At 71.7% G+C, this 14,448-nt stretch carries 11 protein-coding genes and 1 tRNA gene; 3 read left to right on the top strand and 9 right to left on the bottom strand.

The window, feature by feature from the left end:
- Positions 1-2: 2 nt before the first annotated feature.
- From ehuD to ACIP94_RS05520, 4 genes are all read right to left on the bottom strand, one after another.
- Positions 3-653, bottom strand: a complete 651-nt coding sequence (ehuD, locus tag ACIP94_RS05535) for an ectoine/hydroxyectoine ABC transporter permease subunit EhuD (RefSeq protein WP_402419889.1) — start codon at positions 651-653, stop codon at positions 3-5.
- Positions 650-1,348, bottom strand: a complete 699-nt coding sequence (gene ehuC / locus ACIP94_RS05530; protein ID WP_402419886.1) for an ectoine/hydroxyectoine ABC transporter permease subunit EhuC — start codon at positions 1,346-1,348, stop codon at positions 650-652. Before ehuC ends, ehuD begins: the two co-directional genes overlap by 4 nt.
- Positions 1,345-2,250: an ectoine/hydroxyectoine ABC transporter substrate-binding protein EhuB gene (gene ehuB / locus ACIP94_RS05525; protein WP_402419883.1), complete on the bottom strand. Its 906-nt coding sequence runs from the start codon at positions 2,248-2,250 to the stop codon at positions 1,345-1,347. The genes ehuC and ehuB overlap by 4 nt, the downstream gene beginning before the upstream one ends.
- 87 nt (positions 2,251-2,337) lie before the next feature.
- Positions 2,338-3,300: a D-2-hydroxyacid dehydrogenase gene (locus tag ACIP94_RS05520; protein ID WP_402419880.1), complete on the bottom strand. Its 963-nt coding sequence runs from the start codon at positions 3,298-3,300 to the stop codon at positions 2,338-2,340.
- 307 nt (positions 3,301-3,607) lie between these two features.
- On the opposite strand from ACIP94_RS05520, the gene ACIP94_RS05515 reads away from it, so the two are divergent.
- Positions 3,608-4,369, top strand: a complete 762-nt coding sequence (locus ACIP94_RS05515) for a decarboxylase (RefSeq protein ID WP_402419878.1) — start codon at positions 3,608-3,610, stop codon at positions 4,367-4,369.
- A 208-nt stretch (positions 4,370-4,577) separates the two neighbouring features.
- On the top strand, positions 4,578-5,657 hold the full coding sequence (locus ACIP94_RS05510; protein ID WP_402419876.1) for an LLM class flavin-dependent oxidoreductase: 1,080 nt from the start codon (positions 4,578-4,580) through the stop codon (positions 5,655-5,657).
- A gap of 275 nt (positions 5,658-5,932) precedes the next feature.
- On the opposite strand, the gene ACIP94_RS05505 is transcribed toward ACIP94_RS05510, so the two are convergent.
- Positions 5,933-7,825 (bottom strand): putative bifunctional diguanylate cyclase/phosphodiesterase, encoded by a 1,893-nt coding sequence (locus ACIP94_RS05505; protein ID WP_402419873.1) that lies wholly within the window; start codon positions 7,823-7,825, stop codon positions 5,933-5,935.
- A gap of 473 nt (positions 7,826-8,298) precedes the next feature.
- On the opposite strand from ACIP94_RS05505, the gene ACIP94_RS05500 reads away from it, so the two are divergent.
- On the top strand, positions 8,299-9,672 hold the full coding sequence (locus ACIP94_RS05500; protein WP_402419871.1) for a M6 family metalloprotease domain-containing protein: 1,374 nt from the start codon (positions 8,299-8,301) through the stop codon (positions 9,670-9,672).
- A 482-nt stretch (positions 9,673-10,154) separates the two neighbouring features.
- Here ACIP94_RS05500 and ACIP94_RS05495 read toward each other — a convergent pair.
- The 4 genes from ACIP94_RS05495 to ACIP94_RS05480 form a co-directional block, all read right to left on the bottom strand.
- Positions 10,155-10,228 (bottom strand) — tRNA-Lys (locus ACIP94_RS05495).
- Positions 10,219-10,824 (bottom strand): bifunctional DNA primase/polymerase, encoded by a 606-nt coding sequence (locus ACIP94_RS05490; protein ID WP_402419868.1) that lies wholly within the window; start codon positions 10,822-10,824, stop codon positions 10,219-10,221. Before ACIP94_RS05490 ends, ACIP94_RS05495 begins: the two co-directional genes overlap by 10 nt.
- A gap of 133 nt (positions 10,825-10,957) precedes the next feature.
- The gene (locus tag ACIP94_RS05485) at positions 10,958-11,323 is read right to left on the bottom strand and encodes a hypothetical protein (protein WP_402419866.1); all 366 of its coding nucleotides are present in this window, start codon (positions 11,321-11,323) and stop codon (positions 10,958-10,960) included.
- 400 nt (positions 11,324-11,723) lie between these two features.
- Positions 11,724-14,153: a peptidoglycan recognition protein gene (locus ACIP94_RS05480; protein ID WP_402419863.1), complete on the bottom strand. Its 2,430-nt coding sequence runs from the start codon at positions 14,151-14,153 to the stop codon at positions 11,724-11,726.
- Positions 14,154-14,448 lie beyond the last annotated feature (295 nt).

The following is a 14,448-nucleotide window of genomic DNA, read 5'->3' as shown; positions in this document are numbered from 1 at the left end:
TGTCAGCGGACAAGACGTCGCTCCAGGGCTCGCAGGAGGAGAGAGGCGGGATAGGAGATCAGGACGAAGGCCACACCGATGACGGTCAGCGGCTCGGTGAACTGGAAGTGCTGCTGGGAGAAGAGCCGCGCCTGGCCGAGCATGTCGAGGACGGTGATCGTCATCAGCATCGGTGTGTCCTTGAGCATCGCGATCACGTAGTTGCCGAGCGCCGGCACGACCCGGCGGATGGCCTGCGGCAGGATCACCGCCGTCCAGGTCCGCCACGGCGACAGGCTCAGCGCGGTGGCGGCCTCCCACTGACCGGCGGGCACGGCGTCGATGCCGGCCCGGTAGACCTGCATCGTGTACGTCGAGTAGTGCAGGCCGATCGCGACGACGCCGGTGGTCAGCGCGGAGAAGGCGAGCCCCCACTCGGGCAGCACGTAGAAGAGGAAGAAGAGCTGCACCAGCAGCGGGGTGTCGCGGATGAACTCCGTCACGATCCCCACCGGCCACGTCACGTATCGGGCCGGCGCGCGCATCAGCAGCGCCCAGACCAGCCCCAGGGCGAACGCGATCAGTGAGCCGAGGGCGAGCGCCTCGAGGGTGACGAGCAAGCCGTCCCGGAAGTGCGGCATGAAGGCGCGGACGGCGCCCCAGTCCCAGGTCATGAGACACCACCTCCGACGAGCTGCGGAACAGAGACTTCCGGCTGTGGCGCCTTGCCCGCCCCGGCCTTGAGCCGGCGCTCCAGACTCCGCATCAGCCGGGTGAGCACGAAGGCGATCACGAAGTAGATGACCAGGACGTACGCGTAGATCTGCGCGCTCTCCTGGAGTGCGAGCCGCACCAGGTTTCCGCTGAACGCCAGGTCGCCCATGCCCATGACGGAGACCAGCGCGGTGCCCTTGAGCAGCTCCACCAGCAGGTTGCTGAACGGCGGGATCATCTCCGGCACCGCCTGCGGCAGCAGGATCTTGCGCATCCGCTGCCACGGGGTGAAGCTCAGCGCGATCCCGCCCTCCCGCTGCGCCGGATCGACGGAGTTCAGGGCACCGCGCACGATCTCGGCGCCGTAGGCCCCGTAGGTCAGGCCCAGGGCGAGCGTGCCCGCCCACATCGGCACCAGTTGCCAGCCGAAGGCGAGCGGCAGCACGAAGAACACCCAGAAGATCATGATCAGGGCGGAGGTGCCGCGGAACACCTCGGTGTAGAAGCCGGCGAGGAAGCGGACGATCCACCGGCGATGGGTGCGGGCGATGCCGACGGCGAAGGAGACGGCCGTCGCGAGCAGCGCGCTGAACACGAGGAGCTGGAGCGTGGTCCAGACGCCCTTCAGTACGAGTTCCCACAGGCCGGTGGTCATCCGCGGCACAACTCCTTCGCGGTCATGTCCGTCATCTCGGCCCGGGTGAAGCCGAACGGCCGCAGGATGCGGAAGAGTTCGCCGCTCGCCCGCATCTTCTTCAGCTCGGCGTTGAAGGCGTCCCGCAGCGCGGTCTCGGAGCGCCGGAAGGCGAACGCGCCGCCGTCGACATGCGGTTTGCCCTTCACCAGGGGCGCGAAGGGCCTGGTGGCCTCGGCCGTACGGGACTTCTTGACGACCTCGCGCGTGGTGAGGGCGGTTCCGGCGAACACGTCGACGCGGCCGGCCTCCACCGCGTTCAGACCCGCGACCTGGTCCGGGACGATGAGGAGGTCGCTCTCCTTGTAGCCCGCCTCGACGGCGTACTGGATCTCCGCGTATCCCGTCCCGGTGGCGAGTTTCGCCTTCTTCTCGACGACGTCCCGGTAGTCGTGCAAACCCTTCGGGTTGCCTTTGCGCACGATGAAGGAGTCGAGCATCTGGTAGTCGGGGTCGGCGAAGACGACCTGCTGGCAGCGGTCCGGAGTGATGTACATCCCGGCGGAGACGACGTCGAACTGCTGTGAGTTGAGGCCGGGGATGAGCGAGCCGAACTCGGTCGGCACGGGCTGGACCCGGTCGACCCCGAGACGCCGGAAGACGGCCCGTGCCAGCTCAGGGGCCTCGCCGGTGAGCTTGCCGTTCTTGTCGATGTAGCCGAAGGGGATCTCACCGGCGATGCCGAGGCGGACGACGCCCTGGGCCCTGAGCCGGCGGAGCAGATCCCCGCCGCGGCTGCCCGACGCCTCGGCCACACGGCTGCAGCCGACGGCGCCCAGTGCGCCGAACGCGGCGATGCCGCCGAGCAGCGACCGTCTGCTGGATACCCGTTTCCCTATGTGATGCGTCCGTGGTGCGGCCATGGGCGCGCGGCTACCCCGGACCAGGCGAGGTATTCAGGCCGATTCCCGGGGCGGGGGCCGGCCGGGCCGGGTCGGCGGCTGGGTGACTCAGTAGCCGGGAACGTAACCGCGTCGCTTGTCGACCACGTTCGCCAGCGGCTTGCGGGCTTCCCAGCGGGTGTACAACTCGACGAACTGCCGGGCGAGTTCATCGTGCAGGCCGACGGTGTTGCCGCTCATCCGCGGGGACAGCAGCAGGCCCGGGACCCGCCACAACGGGCTGTCCGGGGGGAGCGGTTCCCGCCGCAGGACGTCCAGGGCCGCCCCGGCGATCCACCGCTTGGACAGCGCGGTGACGAGCGCCTCCTCGTCCACCAGCGCGCCGTGGGCGACGTTGATGAAACGGGCCGAGGGCTGCATCACCCCGAAGCGGCGGGTGTCGAACATGCCGTAGGTCCGGTCGGTGAGCGGCGCCGCCGCGATCACCCAGTCGGAGCGGGCGATCAGCCGGTCGAGGTCGGCCGGACCGTGGATACCGGTCAGCGGGACGCGGCCCACGACCGATGTCGTGACGTCGAGCGCCTTCAGCGTACGGGCGATCGCGCGCCCGACCGGCCCGGAGCCGACCACGCACGCGCGCGTGCCGGCGACCCGTGTCACCGCGCGCTGCCGCCACTCGCGGTCGCGTTGCAGGTCCCAGGTGCGGGGCAGGTCCTTGGCCAGCGCGAGGACGAGTCCGGCCACGTACTCGGCGAGCGGCTGCTCGAAGACTCCGCGCGCGTTCGTCACCACGGTGCCGCTCGCGGCGAGTTCGGGACACATCAGATGGTCCACGGCCGTGCTCGCCGTGTGCACCCAGCGCGGCCGCGGCCCCTCGCCGGGCCAGGCGTGGCGCACCGCGTCCGTGGGGAAGTCCCAGACCAGCAGCACATCGGCGCCGGGCAGCCGTTCGGCGAGCGTGGAGGCGTCCGCGTGCTGGATCCGCGCCCGTCCGGTGAGCCGGCCGAGCCGGGGGAGCGGTTCGGCGTCCAGGACGAGCAGGGTGGGGCGGCCGGGCGGGGGAGCGGTCATACGGAACCATGTCTCCCTTCGGCGGCGGGCCGGCGCCCGACCGGGCGTCTGACATGCGCGGATTGACCACGGTCGCATCCGATCCCGGCGCCGTCAACACGGTCGGGACGCGCCGGACGGTACGGCCGTCCGGGGGACCCGGCCGGCACCCGGGGACCGCTCGCGACCCGGTGTCTCTCGGCCAACCAGGTGAGGGAGGGGACGGCCCCGCCTCACCTGGGTACCCGAGCCATGGGTCCGTCTCAGGCCCTGCCGAAGGAGGCGGCAGACCGGGACCCGCACTGCCGGAAGAACAGGAAGGTTGGGCATGACCGCACTCGGATTCCTCTACCCGGGCCACTACGCCGAGGACGACTACCCGCGCATGGAGCAGTTGCTGGGCAGCGACATCCGGACGGACGTCGTGCACACCGACGACGTCGAGGAAGCGCACCTGAGGGAGGCGCTGCGCAAGGGGGTTCTCCCGGAGACGGCCGAGCGCCCGGAGAGCGGCGTGCCGCGGCGGCTCGCGGCGGGTGTCGAGGAGCTGCGGCTCGCGGGCGCCGAGGCGGTGGTGTGGGCGTGTACCAGCGGCAGCTTCGCCCATGGCTGGGAGGGCGCCCACGAGCAGGTGCGCGCCCTGGCGCTTGCCGCCGGGATGCCGGCCTCCTGCACCTCTTTCGCGTTCGTGCACGCGGTGCGCGAGATCGGGGTCCGGCGGGTGGCGGTCGCGGCGACCTACCCGGACACCGTGGCGGAGCTGTTCGCCGGGTTCCTGCGGGCGGGGGGCGTGGAGGTGGTGTCGGTGCACGGCGTGGGCGCCTCCCCGGACGAGGTGAGCACCTGGGGTGCGGCTCAGGTGCTGGCGCTGGCCCGCGAGGGGGACCACGACGACGCCCACGCGGTGCTGCTTCCCGACACCGCCCTGCACACGGTCGCGTGTCTCACGGAGCTGGAGAAGGGGCTGATCAAGCCGGTCCTCACGGCGAACCAGGTCACGATGTGGGAGGGCCTGCGCCTGGTGGACCGCCGGGTGAACGCGCCGGCCCTGGGGTCGCTGTTCACCAAGGAGCCGATCGTCCAGGTGTGACGGGCAGGGTGTCCGGCCGGCGGACGTCGTGCGGGCGCGGCAGGCGGGCGCGCGGTCCGTCTGTCCGTCTATCCGTCTATCCGTCTATGTTCGGGTATGACCCCGCTTCCACGGCGGCCGGCCGGGAGCCTCCGCGACCGACGGGAATAACCGGGGACTGCCTCCTGTTCCCTCGGGAGACACCACGGACAACACAGGAGGCACCCCGGTGGACGAGATCCGAGGCACGGCACAGGGCACCGCCCCCGTCCCCCTCTCGGTACTGGACCTGGTCACGGTCGGAGCGGGCAACACCGCCTCCGACGCCCTGCGCACCAGCGTCGCCCTCTCCCGTCTCGCGGAGTCCCGCGGCTTCCACCGCTACTGGGTCGCCGAACACCACTCCATGCCGGGCGTCGCCTCCTCCTCGCCCGCCGTGATCCTCGCCCACCTCGCCGCCCACACCGACCGCATCCGGCTCGGTTCCGGCGGCGTGATGCTGCCCAACCACGCCCCACTGGCCATCGCGGAGCAGTTCGGCACGCTGGAGGCCATGGCCCCCGGCCGAGTCGACCTCGGTCTCGGCCGCGCCCCGGGCACCGACGGCGCCACCGCCGCCGCCCTGCGCCGCACCGAACGGCTGAACGAGGGCGCCGACGACTTCCCCCAGCAGCTCGCCGAGCTGACCCGCTTCCTCGACGACGACTTCCCGGACGGCCACCCCTACGCCCGCATCCACGCGGTCCCGGGCCCGGTGCAGGCCACCTCCCCGGGCGGCGTCCAGTCACCGCACCGCCCGCCGATCTGGCTGCTGGGCTCCTCGGGCTTCAGCGCCCGTCTGTCCGGCATGCTCGGACTGCCCTTCGCCTTCGCCCATCACTTCTCGGCGCAGAACACCATCCCGGCACTCGACCTGTACCGCGAGTCCTTCCGCCCCTCCGAGGTCCTCGACGCCCCGTACGCCCTGATCGGCGTCAGCGCGCTGGCCACCGACGAGGAGAAGGAGGCCCGCCGTCAGGTGCGGGCGGGGGCCCTGAACATGGTGCGGCTGCGTACCGGCCGGCCCGGTCTCTTCCCCGACCCGAAGGAGGCCGAGGGCACGCTCGGTGCGCTGGAGGAGGAGTTCATCCAGTCCTGGTCCGCCAATGTGGTCCACGGCACCGCGGACGAGGTGCGGGCCGGCCTCGACGACCTCCAGAAGCGCACCGGCGCGGACGAGTTGATGATCACATCCCACGCCCACCGGGGCGAGCTGCGCGTCCGCTCGTACGAACTGATCGCGGACGCCTACGGGTTGCCGGTTTCCTGAGCGTCTGCGCGCGGGGGAGCCGGCCTTTCGAGCGCGTACGAGCGTGAACGTGCCCGCATCGCCGCCTCCTGCCGCGTACGTCTGCGGGCCGACGCCTTCCTGAGCGCGTACGTCTGCGGGCCGACGCCTTTCTGAGCCCGTACGTCTTCGGGTTGCCGCCCCTCCTGAGCGCGTACGTCTTCGGGTTGCCGCCCCTCCTGAGCGCGTACGTCGACGGGGTGCCGTTCTTCTGAGCGCGGCGGGGTGTCGTCGCTCGGGGGACGGCACCCCGCCGGTCAGGGATGGCCGCAGGCCTCCGCCTCCACCAGCTCCGAGATGCGGTCCGGCGGTACGGGCCGCGAGTACAGCCAGCCCTGCCCGGTGTCACAGCCGATCCGGCGCAGCCGGGAGGCCTGCGCGGAGGTCTCCACGCACTCCGCGGTGACCGTCAGGCCCAGCCGGTGGGCCAGCCGGATCATGGCCTCGACGACCACCTCGTCGGCGGGGTTGGGGTGGGCGTCCGTGCCCTCGTACTGGAAACCGCGGACGAACGAGCCGTCGAGCTTCAACACGGACACCGGCAGCCTGCTGAGATAGGCGAGGTTCGAATAGCCGGTGCCGAAGTCGTCGATGGCGATGCGCACCCCCATGTCGCTGAGTGCCTGGAGCGCCTGGAGGGGCCGGCCGGCCGAGCCCATGACCGCTGACTCGGTCAGCTCCAACTGGAGCAGATGGGGTGCGAGTCCGGTCTCCGCGAGGGTGCCGGCCACGTCCGCCACCAGGTCGGAGTCCCAGACCTGACGCACCGCCACATTGACGCTGACGAAGATCGGCGGCTCGTCGGGGCGCTCGAGCTGCCAGCGGCGGGCCTGGCGGCAGGCGGTCTTCAGCACCCAGCGCCCAAGTTGCACGATGGAGCCGTCCTCCTCCGCCAGTCCGATGAACCGATTCGGCGTCAGCGTGCCGAACTGGGGGTGGTGCCAGCGCACCAGCGCCTCCACCCCGCGCACCCGTCCGTCCTCCATGCCCACGAGGGGCTGGTACTCCAAGGCGAACTCGCCCCGCTCGATGGCCGGGCGCAGACCGGAGGAGAGGGCCTGACGGGTCATGCGGTGGGCGTTGCGCTCGGGGTCGAAGAGGGTCCAGCGGGCCTTCCCGTCGGCCTTCGCCCAGTACAGCGTCGTATCGGCCGCCTGCATCAGTCCGGTCGCCGTCGTCCCGGCCGCGTGCCGTTCCACCACGCCGATGGACGCGGAGACCGACAACCGCTGCCCGGCCAGGTCGAACGGCGCCTGAAGTGCCTTGAGCACCGACTCGGCCAGCTCGGCGAGCTGGTCGGTGCCCGTCGAGTCCTCGACGAGCAGGGCGAACTCGTCGCCGCCGAGGCGGGCCACCAGGGGAGTGCTGGGCCGGGTGTGGCCCGCCTCGTCCGCGCAGTGCGTCAGACGCTCGGCGACGGCTGCGAGCAGGCGGTCGCCGACGCGGTGGCCGAGGGTGTCGTTGACCGCCTTGAAGCCGTCGAGATCCAGGTAGCACAGCCCGATCCGGCCGGTCCCGCTCTCCTCGTACGACTCCGCCTCCAGTGCGGCGGACAGACGTTCGAAGAACAGTGTTCGGTTGGGCAGCCGGGTCACCGGGTCGTGCATCTGCAAGTGGCGCAGCCGGGACTGGAGTTCACGGCGGGCGCTGATGTCGGCGACCGAGAGCAGGACGGCCCTCTCGGCCTCGGGCAGCGGGGTGACGGTCACCTGCACCCACAGGGAGTGCCCGTCGGGGTGCTTGACGCGGCGCGCGCAGCGCAGCCGGGCCTGGCGGCCGCGGAGCACCTCGCGGTACGCGTGCCAGGTGCGGGCGTCGGAGGACAGGTCGAGCAGATCGGCGGCGACCTTGCCGGCCAGCCCGTCGGTGCCGATGCCCAGCAGTTCGCCCAGGCTGTCGTTGGCGGTGACCACCAGGCCCTCCCGGTCGACGACCGCCATGGCGTGGGGCGCGGCGGCGAACACGGCGCCGAAGGAGGGGGGTTGCGGGGAGGGGGCGAGGGGCGGTTGCGGCAGCGCGTCCTCGGGGGGCGGATGCGGATACTCCCCGAGGAGGGGCGGTGGCTCAGGCGTACCGGATGACGTGCTGTCGTGACTTTCTGTGACGACCGGGCCGACGAGGTCTGCCGCGGGCGCCGGCCCTTCGGACATTCCGCTCACCGTTCGCTCCCGCAGTGCACTCGTTCTACGTACGGATCTCGTGGGTCTCGTCGGGGTCGACGGCCGCGGGGGGAGCGGCCGTACAAGCCGTGTTCGTGCAGGAAAGTGTGCCGATCATAGAGGCTGACCCAGGGGCCTTCCAGCCGCTGTCCAGTCTCCCGGAACGAGCACATGGTCTGACAGATCGTTTCTGCTCGCACCTTGCCCCGGTCCATCAGGCCGCCTTCGACTGTGACGTTCCGTGAGTATTCGGGGCGTCGGCCCACGTCGGCCGCCCCCTCGGTGCTCGTGCGCCGGTGTGTGCTCCCGCCCGCACTGCCCCTCCCCCGGCCGTCGCGGTGTCCCTTCTGGCCTTTCCCCCGACTGACGGCCTCTCACCCTTCTGGGGCAGACAAACAGGACGTAGTAATACAAGTAAGACAAGGCTGGGTGCGGAGTTGCCCAAATCGCACCCGGAGGTCGACGTGCCGCGTCCGCTCCCCCACAGGGGGTTCAGCCACGAGGCCCTGCGGTGCCGCGTCCGGGGCCGGGCGCCCTTCGTCCTGCGCCGCACTGTGGCCGCGGTCACGTCGATGACGGCGCTGGCGGCGACCTCACTCGTCGCGGGCCCCGCGCTGGTGGGCTCCCTCTACGCGCCCTGCGAACTCACCCGCAGCGAGGCACACCACTCCGAGGGTGTCGACACCTGGAACGCCGCCTATACGCGGCCCACCCGGCCACTGGACGCGGTCCTGGTCTTCCTGTCCTTCCCGGACTCCGTGCCGACGACCACGCCGGCCGAGCTGACCTCGGACTACTTCCCGGCCACGAGCCGCTTCTTCGACCGCGCCTCCTATGGCCGGTTCACGGTGCGCCCGCATCCGCTGGACCACTGGATCCCGATGCCCCACCCCTCCGTCTCGTACGCCGTACAGCGCGACTGGGACCCCGATCACCGGAGCGCGTATCTGCGCGACGCGCTTGCCGCGGCCGACAAGGAGGTCGACTTCTCGCGGTACGACGTCGTGTACTTCGTGGCCGACCCGGACGCGCCCGGCATCGACTCGGACGCCACGAAGGTGGTCAACCTGGAGACCCCGATGCAGGCGGACGGCACGGATGTCCGCCGGGTGGTCACGGTCTTCGAGAAGCACCCGCCGGACCGGCTGGTGCTCGCCCATGAGACCGGGCATGTCTTCGATCTGCCCGATCTCTACCACCGGCCGGCGGACGGCAAGGGCGACTGGGACACCTATGTCGGCGACTGGGACCTCATGGGCAGCCAGTTCGGCCTGGCCCCGGATCTCTTCGCCTGGCACAAGTGGAAGCTGGGCTGGCTGGACGACCGCCAGGTGGTGTGCGTACGGGGCAGGGGGAGCAAGCGGTTGACGCTGGAGCCTCTTGGGGCCGGAGCGCAGGGAGTGCCGCAGGTGGCGGTGTCGGCGGGCGCGCCCGCCAACACCGGGTCGGGGGGTACGGCGGGGGCGCGGCCCCTCGGGCCCGGTGTGCAGGCGTTCGGGTCCGGGCACGGCACCAAACTGGCGGTGGTGCGCACCGGACCCGACAGTGTGCTCGCCCTGGAGGCGCGCGACGCCACGGGGAACGACAGTGCGACCTGCACGCAGGGCGTCCTCGTCTACCGCGTGCACGGCGACACGGCGTCGGGCGGCGGCCCGATCGAGGTCCTCGACGCCCATCCGCACTCCTCGGCCTGCTGGAACACCTCGGTGTACCCGGCCCTCGCGGACGCCCCCGTGGATGTGGGGGAGAGCTTCACCGTGCCCGGCGACGGCGTGCGGGTCGAGGTGGAGGACCGCACGCCCACAGGGGCATGGATCGTGCGGATCACTCGGCTGTGAGCCGTGGTGGAAGGCGCGGCTTCGGGAGCGCGACCGGGAGCGCGGGTGTCGGGGCCTCCACCGGCCGCGGCGGGGCGCGGAAGGTGACGACGGGGGGCGCGGGCGGTTCGTGGGGGTGGTTTGGGGGTGTGGGTGGCGGAGCCCCCACCGCGCGTGGCGGAGCCGCGCGGAAGATCGACGATGGCGACCCGGTTCGTGGTTTCCGTGAGTGGGGGTGCGGCGAAGGCGGGCGGTTCGTGGGGGTGGTTTGGGGGTGTGGGTGGCGGAGCCCTCACCGCGCGTGGCGGGGCCGCGCGGAAGATGAGGATGGCGACCCGGTTCGTGCTTTCCGTGAGCGGGGGTGCGGCGAAGGCGGGCGGTTCGTGGGGGTGGTTTGGGGGTGTGGGTGGCGGAGCCCCCACCGCGCGTGGCGGAGCCGCGCAGAAAACGACGATGGCGACCCGGTTCGCGCTTTCCGCGAACACGACTCGCCATCGCCATCGTGCGCCGCCAGGGACTCGAACCCCGGACCCGCTGATTAAGAGTCAGCTGCTCTAACCAACTGAGCTAGCGGCGCCTGCTGACGTCGTAGACCTTAGCACCCTGGTCGGCGGGAGGAAAAATCGATATCCGTACGGCTGTGGAGGCGGTCGCCCGGGCCGCCCGGACCGCAGCCCACAGGACGACTTCCGGCCCGGGAAGCCATGGGTGACGGGTGTCGGGCGCGACGAGCCAGCGGGACTGGGGGCGGCTGCCGGCGTCGGCCGGAGGGGCGGTGGGGCTGCTCGCGGGCACGCTCACGGCGTCCCCGGGGCCATGGCACAGCAGCGGCGGCACCGCCGGGGCGCGGCCGCCCCACTCCTCCCACTCCAGCAGCGCCGGCAGCCGCCGGGCCGTGCCGGGCGCCGTGAACAGCAGCATGCGCCCCCGGTGCTCGGCGACCGGCCCGGAGCCCGGGCCCTCGCTCCAGAGCCGGTCGAGCATGCGCCGTCCGAAGATCGCGGGAACGTTCACGACGTCGAACGCGGCGCCGCAGGGCAGCACGACCGGGGCGGTGGGCCGCTCCGCCCAGTGTGCCGCCGTACTACGCGGATACGTTCCTGCGGAGGCGAGCCAGGCGGCGCCCTCCGCGGTGGGGCGGAAGGGCTCGGTGAACGGCATGCGACTGCTCATGACGGTCAGATGTACCGGGCGTGAGCGGTCCGTTCCCGAGTGTTGCGGAAAACCGGGACGGCGCAGCCCTGGGCGGGGTATCGTGCCGCCGCATATGCCAGAAGATCATTCCGTCGGGTGGCGCGGCGGACGCTCAGCCCAGGCTCTCCGGACCGCTGGTCTCAGTGCCCCGCAGCAGGTCCTGCCCGAACTCCACCATCTTCTTCGCGTAGTCCTCGGTCCACTCCGCCTGCTCGCCGATGGCCGCCGGGGTAAGCCGGTCGAAGCGGCGGGGATCCGCGAGCTGGGCTGCGGCTATCGCCTGGTACTCCACCGCACGGTCCGTGGCCGCACGGAAGGCCTGGGCCAGTTCGGTCGCACGCGCGAGCAGCGCCCGCGGGTCGTCGATCGACTCCAGGTCGAAGAAGTGTTCCGGGTCGGAGGCCGCCTCCTCGGGCTCGAAGAGCAGGGGCGCGGGGCGTAGCCGCGGCTCGTTCCGACGCGGCGTGGGCTCCGCCATGTCTTCTCCTCCTCGTACGGTTCGGGTGGCTCCCCTCGCGGGTGGGCCACCGTCCATTGTCGCGCGGCTGCGCAAGGGCGCGGGACCGAGCGGAAAGCGCCCGCCCGTGCTCCGCGCGCCGCACGGCTCCGGAGATCTCAAGGCCGCCGGGCCGGGCGATGTTCCCCGCCGGTCACAGGATCGCCCTCGCCCCGCCCGTCCCCTTTGGCTACCGGCCCGTCCTCGTGGATCACCACGGCAAGCAGCGCTGGGGGCCGGCCACCGGGGCGACGTCGCCGACCTTCGCAAGTTGAAGCGGCAGCCGCTCAGCCCGTAAACGCCCGCTCGGACTCCCTGGTGCGGACCTTGTCTGCGGTCCGGCCCGCGTGGTGGTGCTGCGGGCCGGACGACGGGGGAGTGGTCAGCTGATGGTGGCGATGCCGTCGGTGGTGACGGTGGGGCGGCCGGAGGTGCCGACCACGACGATCTTGAGTGTGTGCTTGGCGGAGCCGGACCAGGTCTTGGTCCAGATCGCCTGCCGGTAGAGGGTGGTGGAGGACTTCAGGTCCACCGTGGCGACCTTGGTGCCGTCGACGTAGATGTATGCCTGGCCGGACGTGGAGGCGCGCGAGACGATCCAGGCCACCGAGCGCCCCGTGAAGGTCCAGCTGATCGACGCCTTGGCGGACGAGGAGCTGTAGGAGTACCCGCCCAGGTAGCTGCTGCTGCTCTTGCGGGTCCAGGTGCCGGTCCGGGTGGTGGAGGTCTCCTGGATGATGTTCGGTGTCCGGTAGACGGAGGCGCCGGTGCTGTTGCCGACCACGTCGTACGCCTTCAGGGCGAACAGGTCCGAGGCGGCGGGCTTGGCGTTGGTGTTCCAGGAGGTCACGGTCGGGCCGAAGGTGGCCGAGGACGGCGAGGTCGCCAGGACCTTGGCCAGTGCCGTGTTGTCCGCGGCCTTCCAGCTCACCGTGACGGGGACGGCCGTGGAGTTCACGGTGCCGGTGTGCAGGGTCACGGCCGGGAGGGTCGGGAAGGTGGGCGCGGTGGTGTCGCCGACCAGGGTGACCCCGCCGGACAGCGTGGTCGAGCCGCGGACGTGGGTGGCGCGCACCTGGACGGTGTGGTTGCCGGCGGCGACCGACACGGAGGCGGAGCGGGCGGAGCCGGAGGTGTGCGCGAGGGCCTTGCCGTCGACCAGGACGTCGAATGCGGAGATCATCGCGGACGGCGTGGAGGTCGTCCAGCTCACCGTGGCCGAGCCCTTGGTGTAGTAGCTCGTCCCGGACTTGACCGCCCCGCCGGAGACCCCGGTGACGGTGACGCCGCTCACCGGGCCCGCCGCGTAGGAGCGGACCGTGGCCAGGGCGTTGTAGAGCTGGTTGCCGGGGCAGTCGGTGGCGAAACCGTTGCGGTGGCCGGAGACGACGTTGAACGTGTAGCCCGTGCCCAGGGTGAAGCCGGAACTGTTGGAGGCGCCCTCGGGCAGAGAGGCGGTACCGGTGGCGGGATTCACGCCGGTCATCCCGAACTTCCAGGCCGCGATCCGGGCGATGGAGGCCAGCATTGCCTGGCTTGGCGTGGCCCCGGCGAAGGTGCTGGCGGTGGAGTCGCCGCCGCTGAGGTCGGTGTAGGTGCCTATGGCGGCCACGCCCATGCTGTTGGTGTTGAACCCGTACGTCTGGGCGCCCACGACGGGCAGTGCCATCCCGCCGAAGCGGCCCTCGAAGATGGTGCCGCACTTGTCGACCAGGAAGTTGTAGCCCAGATCGCGCCAGCCCTGGCTGAGGTGTGCGGCGTAGAGGCTGCGCACGATCGCCGGCGAGTCCGAGCAGGAGTAGTCGTTGGTGGTGTCGGTGTGGTGGACGAACATCACCTTCACCGACGCCCCGTACGACGGGTAGCCCGCCTCCCGGGCGCATTCGTCTGCGCCCCAGCCGGCCCTGGTGACCACCGTCGGCGGTGCCACCGTCGAGGTGGTCGTGGCCGGCATCGGGTCCGGCGGGGCCGGCGACGCGGAGGGGGAGGAACTGCCCGAGGCGGCCGGGCAGTTCGGATACGCCTCGTCCATGCTCGGAAGCTGACTCGGCCACACGGTCGGCGAGGCGCTCGGCGAGGCGGAGTCGGACGCGGAGGTCGATGCGGACGGCAAGGCGGAGTCGGTGGCCGTCGGCGTGGCCGTGGTGTCTGTGGGGGACGCCGAGTCGGACGGGGTGGCCGATTCCGGTGCGGTCGCGCCGGCCGTGTCGGTCGCGGTGACGCTGTCCGTCGGGCTGGCGGTTGCGCCGTCCGTCGGCGTGGCACTGTCCGTGGCTGTCGCGTCCACCGCATAGCCCGCCAGGCCCATGCCGGCGCCCGGCTTCCCTCCGGTGCCGGCTGTGGCCTTGCCCGGATCGATCAGGTCCACCCGCAGCCCGGCGGGCAGCGCGGTCGTGCGGTGCTCGCCGGTCGCGCGGACCTGGATCCCGTTCGACGGACCCGACCACATCGGCGACATCCCACCGCGCACCCCAGGACGGTTCAGCTCGCCGGGGTCGGGGATGTCATCGGGCTGCTGCAGCTTGAGCCACGGCGTCCAGTGCCCGGTCGCGGCGGTACGGGTCCGTACCTCGACCGTGCCCCGCAACTGGGTGTGCGCCCCGCTCCAGGTGACGCCCACCATGCTGAACGGGGCCGTGGACCTCGCCCCCAGCGCCTTGAGCGACGCGCTCGCCCCGGTCAGGGGCAGGGAGCGCACCTGCGTCCTGATCGGGGCCGGCGCCGCCGATGCTCCGCCACCGCCCCCCGACCCGGTGGCCGCGACGGCCACCACCGCCACGCCGCCCCCCGCGACGACCGCCCCCAGCGCCACCCACGCGCGCCTTGTCAACCCAGGCCGGCGCGCACGCCCACCCCTGTGTTCAGTTCTCATGCCCCACCCTGAGAAAACGTGGCGTCACAGGCCACATGACGAACGGCGGGTTGGGCTGCCTACGCAGCCGCGGTCAACCCCCGTTCCTGCCATAGCTTGGACACACCCGTCGCACAGATGTCCCGAAAACAACCAGCGCCGTCAGACGCCCAAACGTCACAGGTGAGGGTTCAGAGGCAGGACAGGGCAGTTGTTCTGCCCCGCCCCCAGAATGCCCCGCCCCGCCAGGTGACCC

The organism is Streptomyces sp. NPDC093261 (genome assembly GCF_044753645.1).
In the GTDB taxonomy this organism is placed as follows: Bacteria; Actinomycetota; Actinomycetes; order Streptomycetales; family Streptomycetaceae; genus Streptomyces.
This window is presented reverse-complemented; position numbering and strand designations above follow the sequence as displayed.

Excerpts from the sequence above, each read along its gene's own strand:
- ACIP94_RS05505 (WP_402419873.1), bottom strand. The coding sequence starts at position 7,825 with ATGTCCGAAGGGCCGGCGCCCGCGGCAGACCTCGTCGGCCCGGTCGTC.
- ehuB (WP_402419883.1), bottom strand. The coding sequence starts at position 2,250 with ATGGCCGCACCACGGACGCATCACATAGGGAAACGGGTATCCAGCAGA.
- ehuC (WP_402419886.1), bottom strand. The coding sequence starts at position 1,348 with ATGACCACCGGCCTGTGGGAACTCGTACTGAAGGGCGTCTGGACCACG.
- ACIP94_RS05485 (WP_402419866.1), bottom strand. The coding sequence starts at position 11,323 with ATGGCGGAGCCCACGCCGCGTCGGAACGAGCCGCGGCTACGCCCCGCG.
- ACIP94_RS05490 (WP_402419868.1), bottom strand. The coding sequence starts at position 10,824 with ATGAGCAGTCGCATGCCGTTCACCGAGCCCTTCCGCCCCACCGCGGAG.
- ACIP94_RS05515 (WP_402419878.1), top strand. The coding sequence starts at position 3,608 with ATGACCGCACTCGGATTCCTCTACCCGGGCCACTACGCCGAGGACGAC.
- ehuD (WP_402419889.1), bottom strand. The coding sequence starts at position 653 with ATGACCTGGGACTGGGGCGCCGTCCGCGCCTTCATGCCGCACTTCCGG.
- ACIP94_RS05520 (WP_402419880.1), bottom strand. The coding sequence starts at position 3,300 with ATGACCGCTCCCCCGCCCGGCCGCCCCACCCTGCTCGTCCTGGACGCC.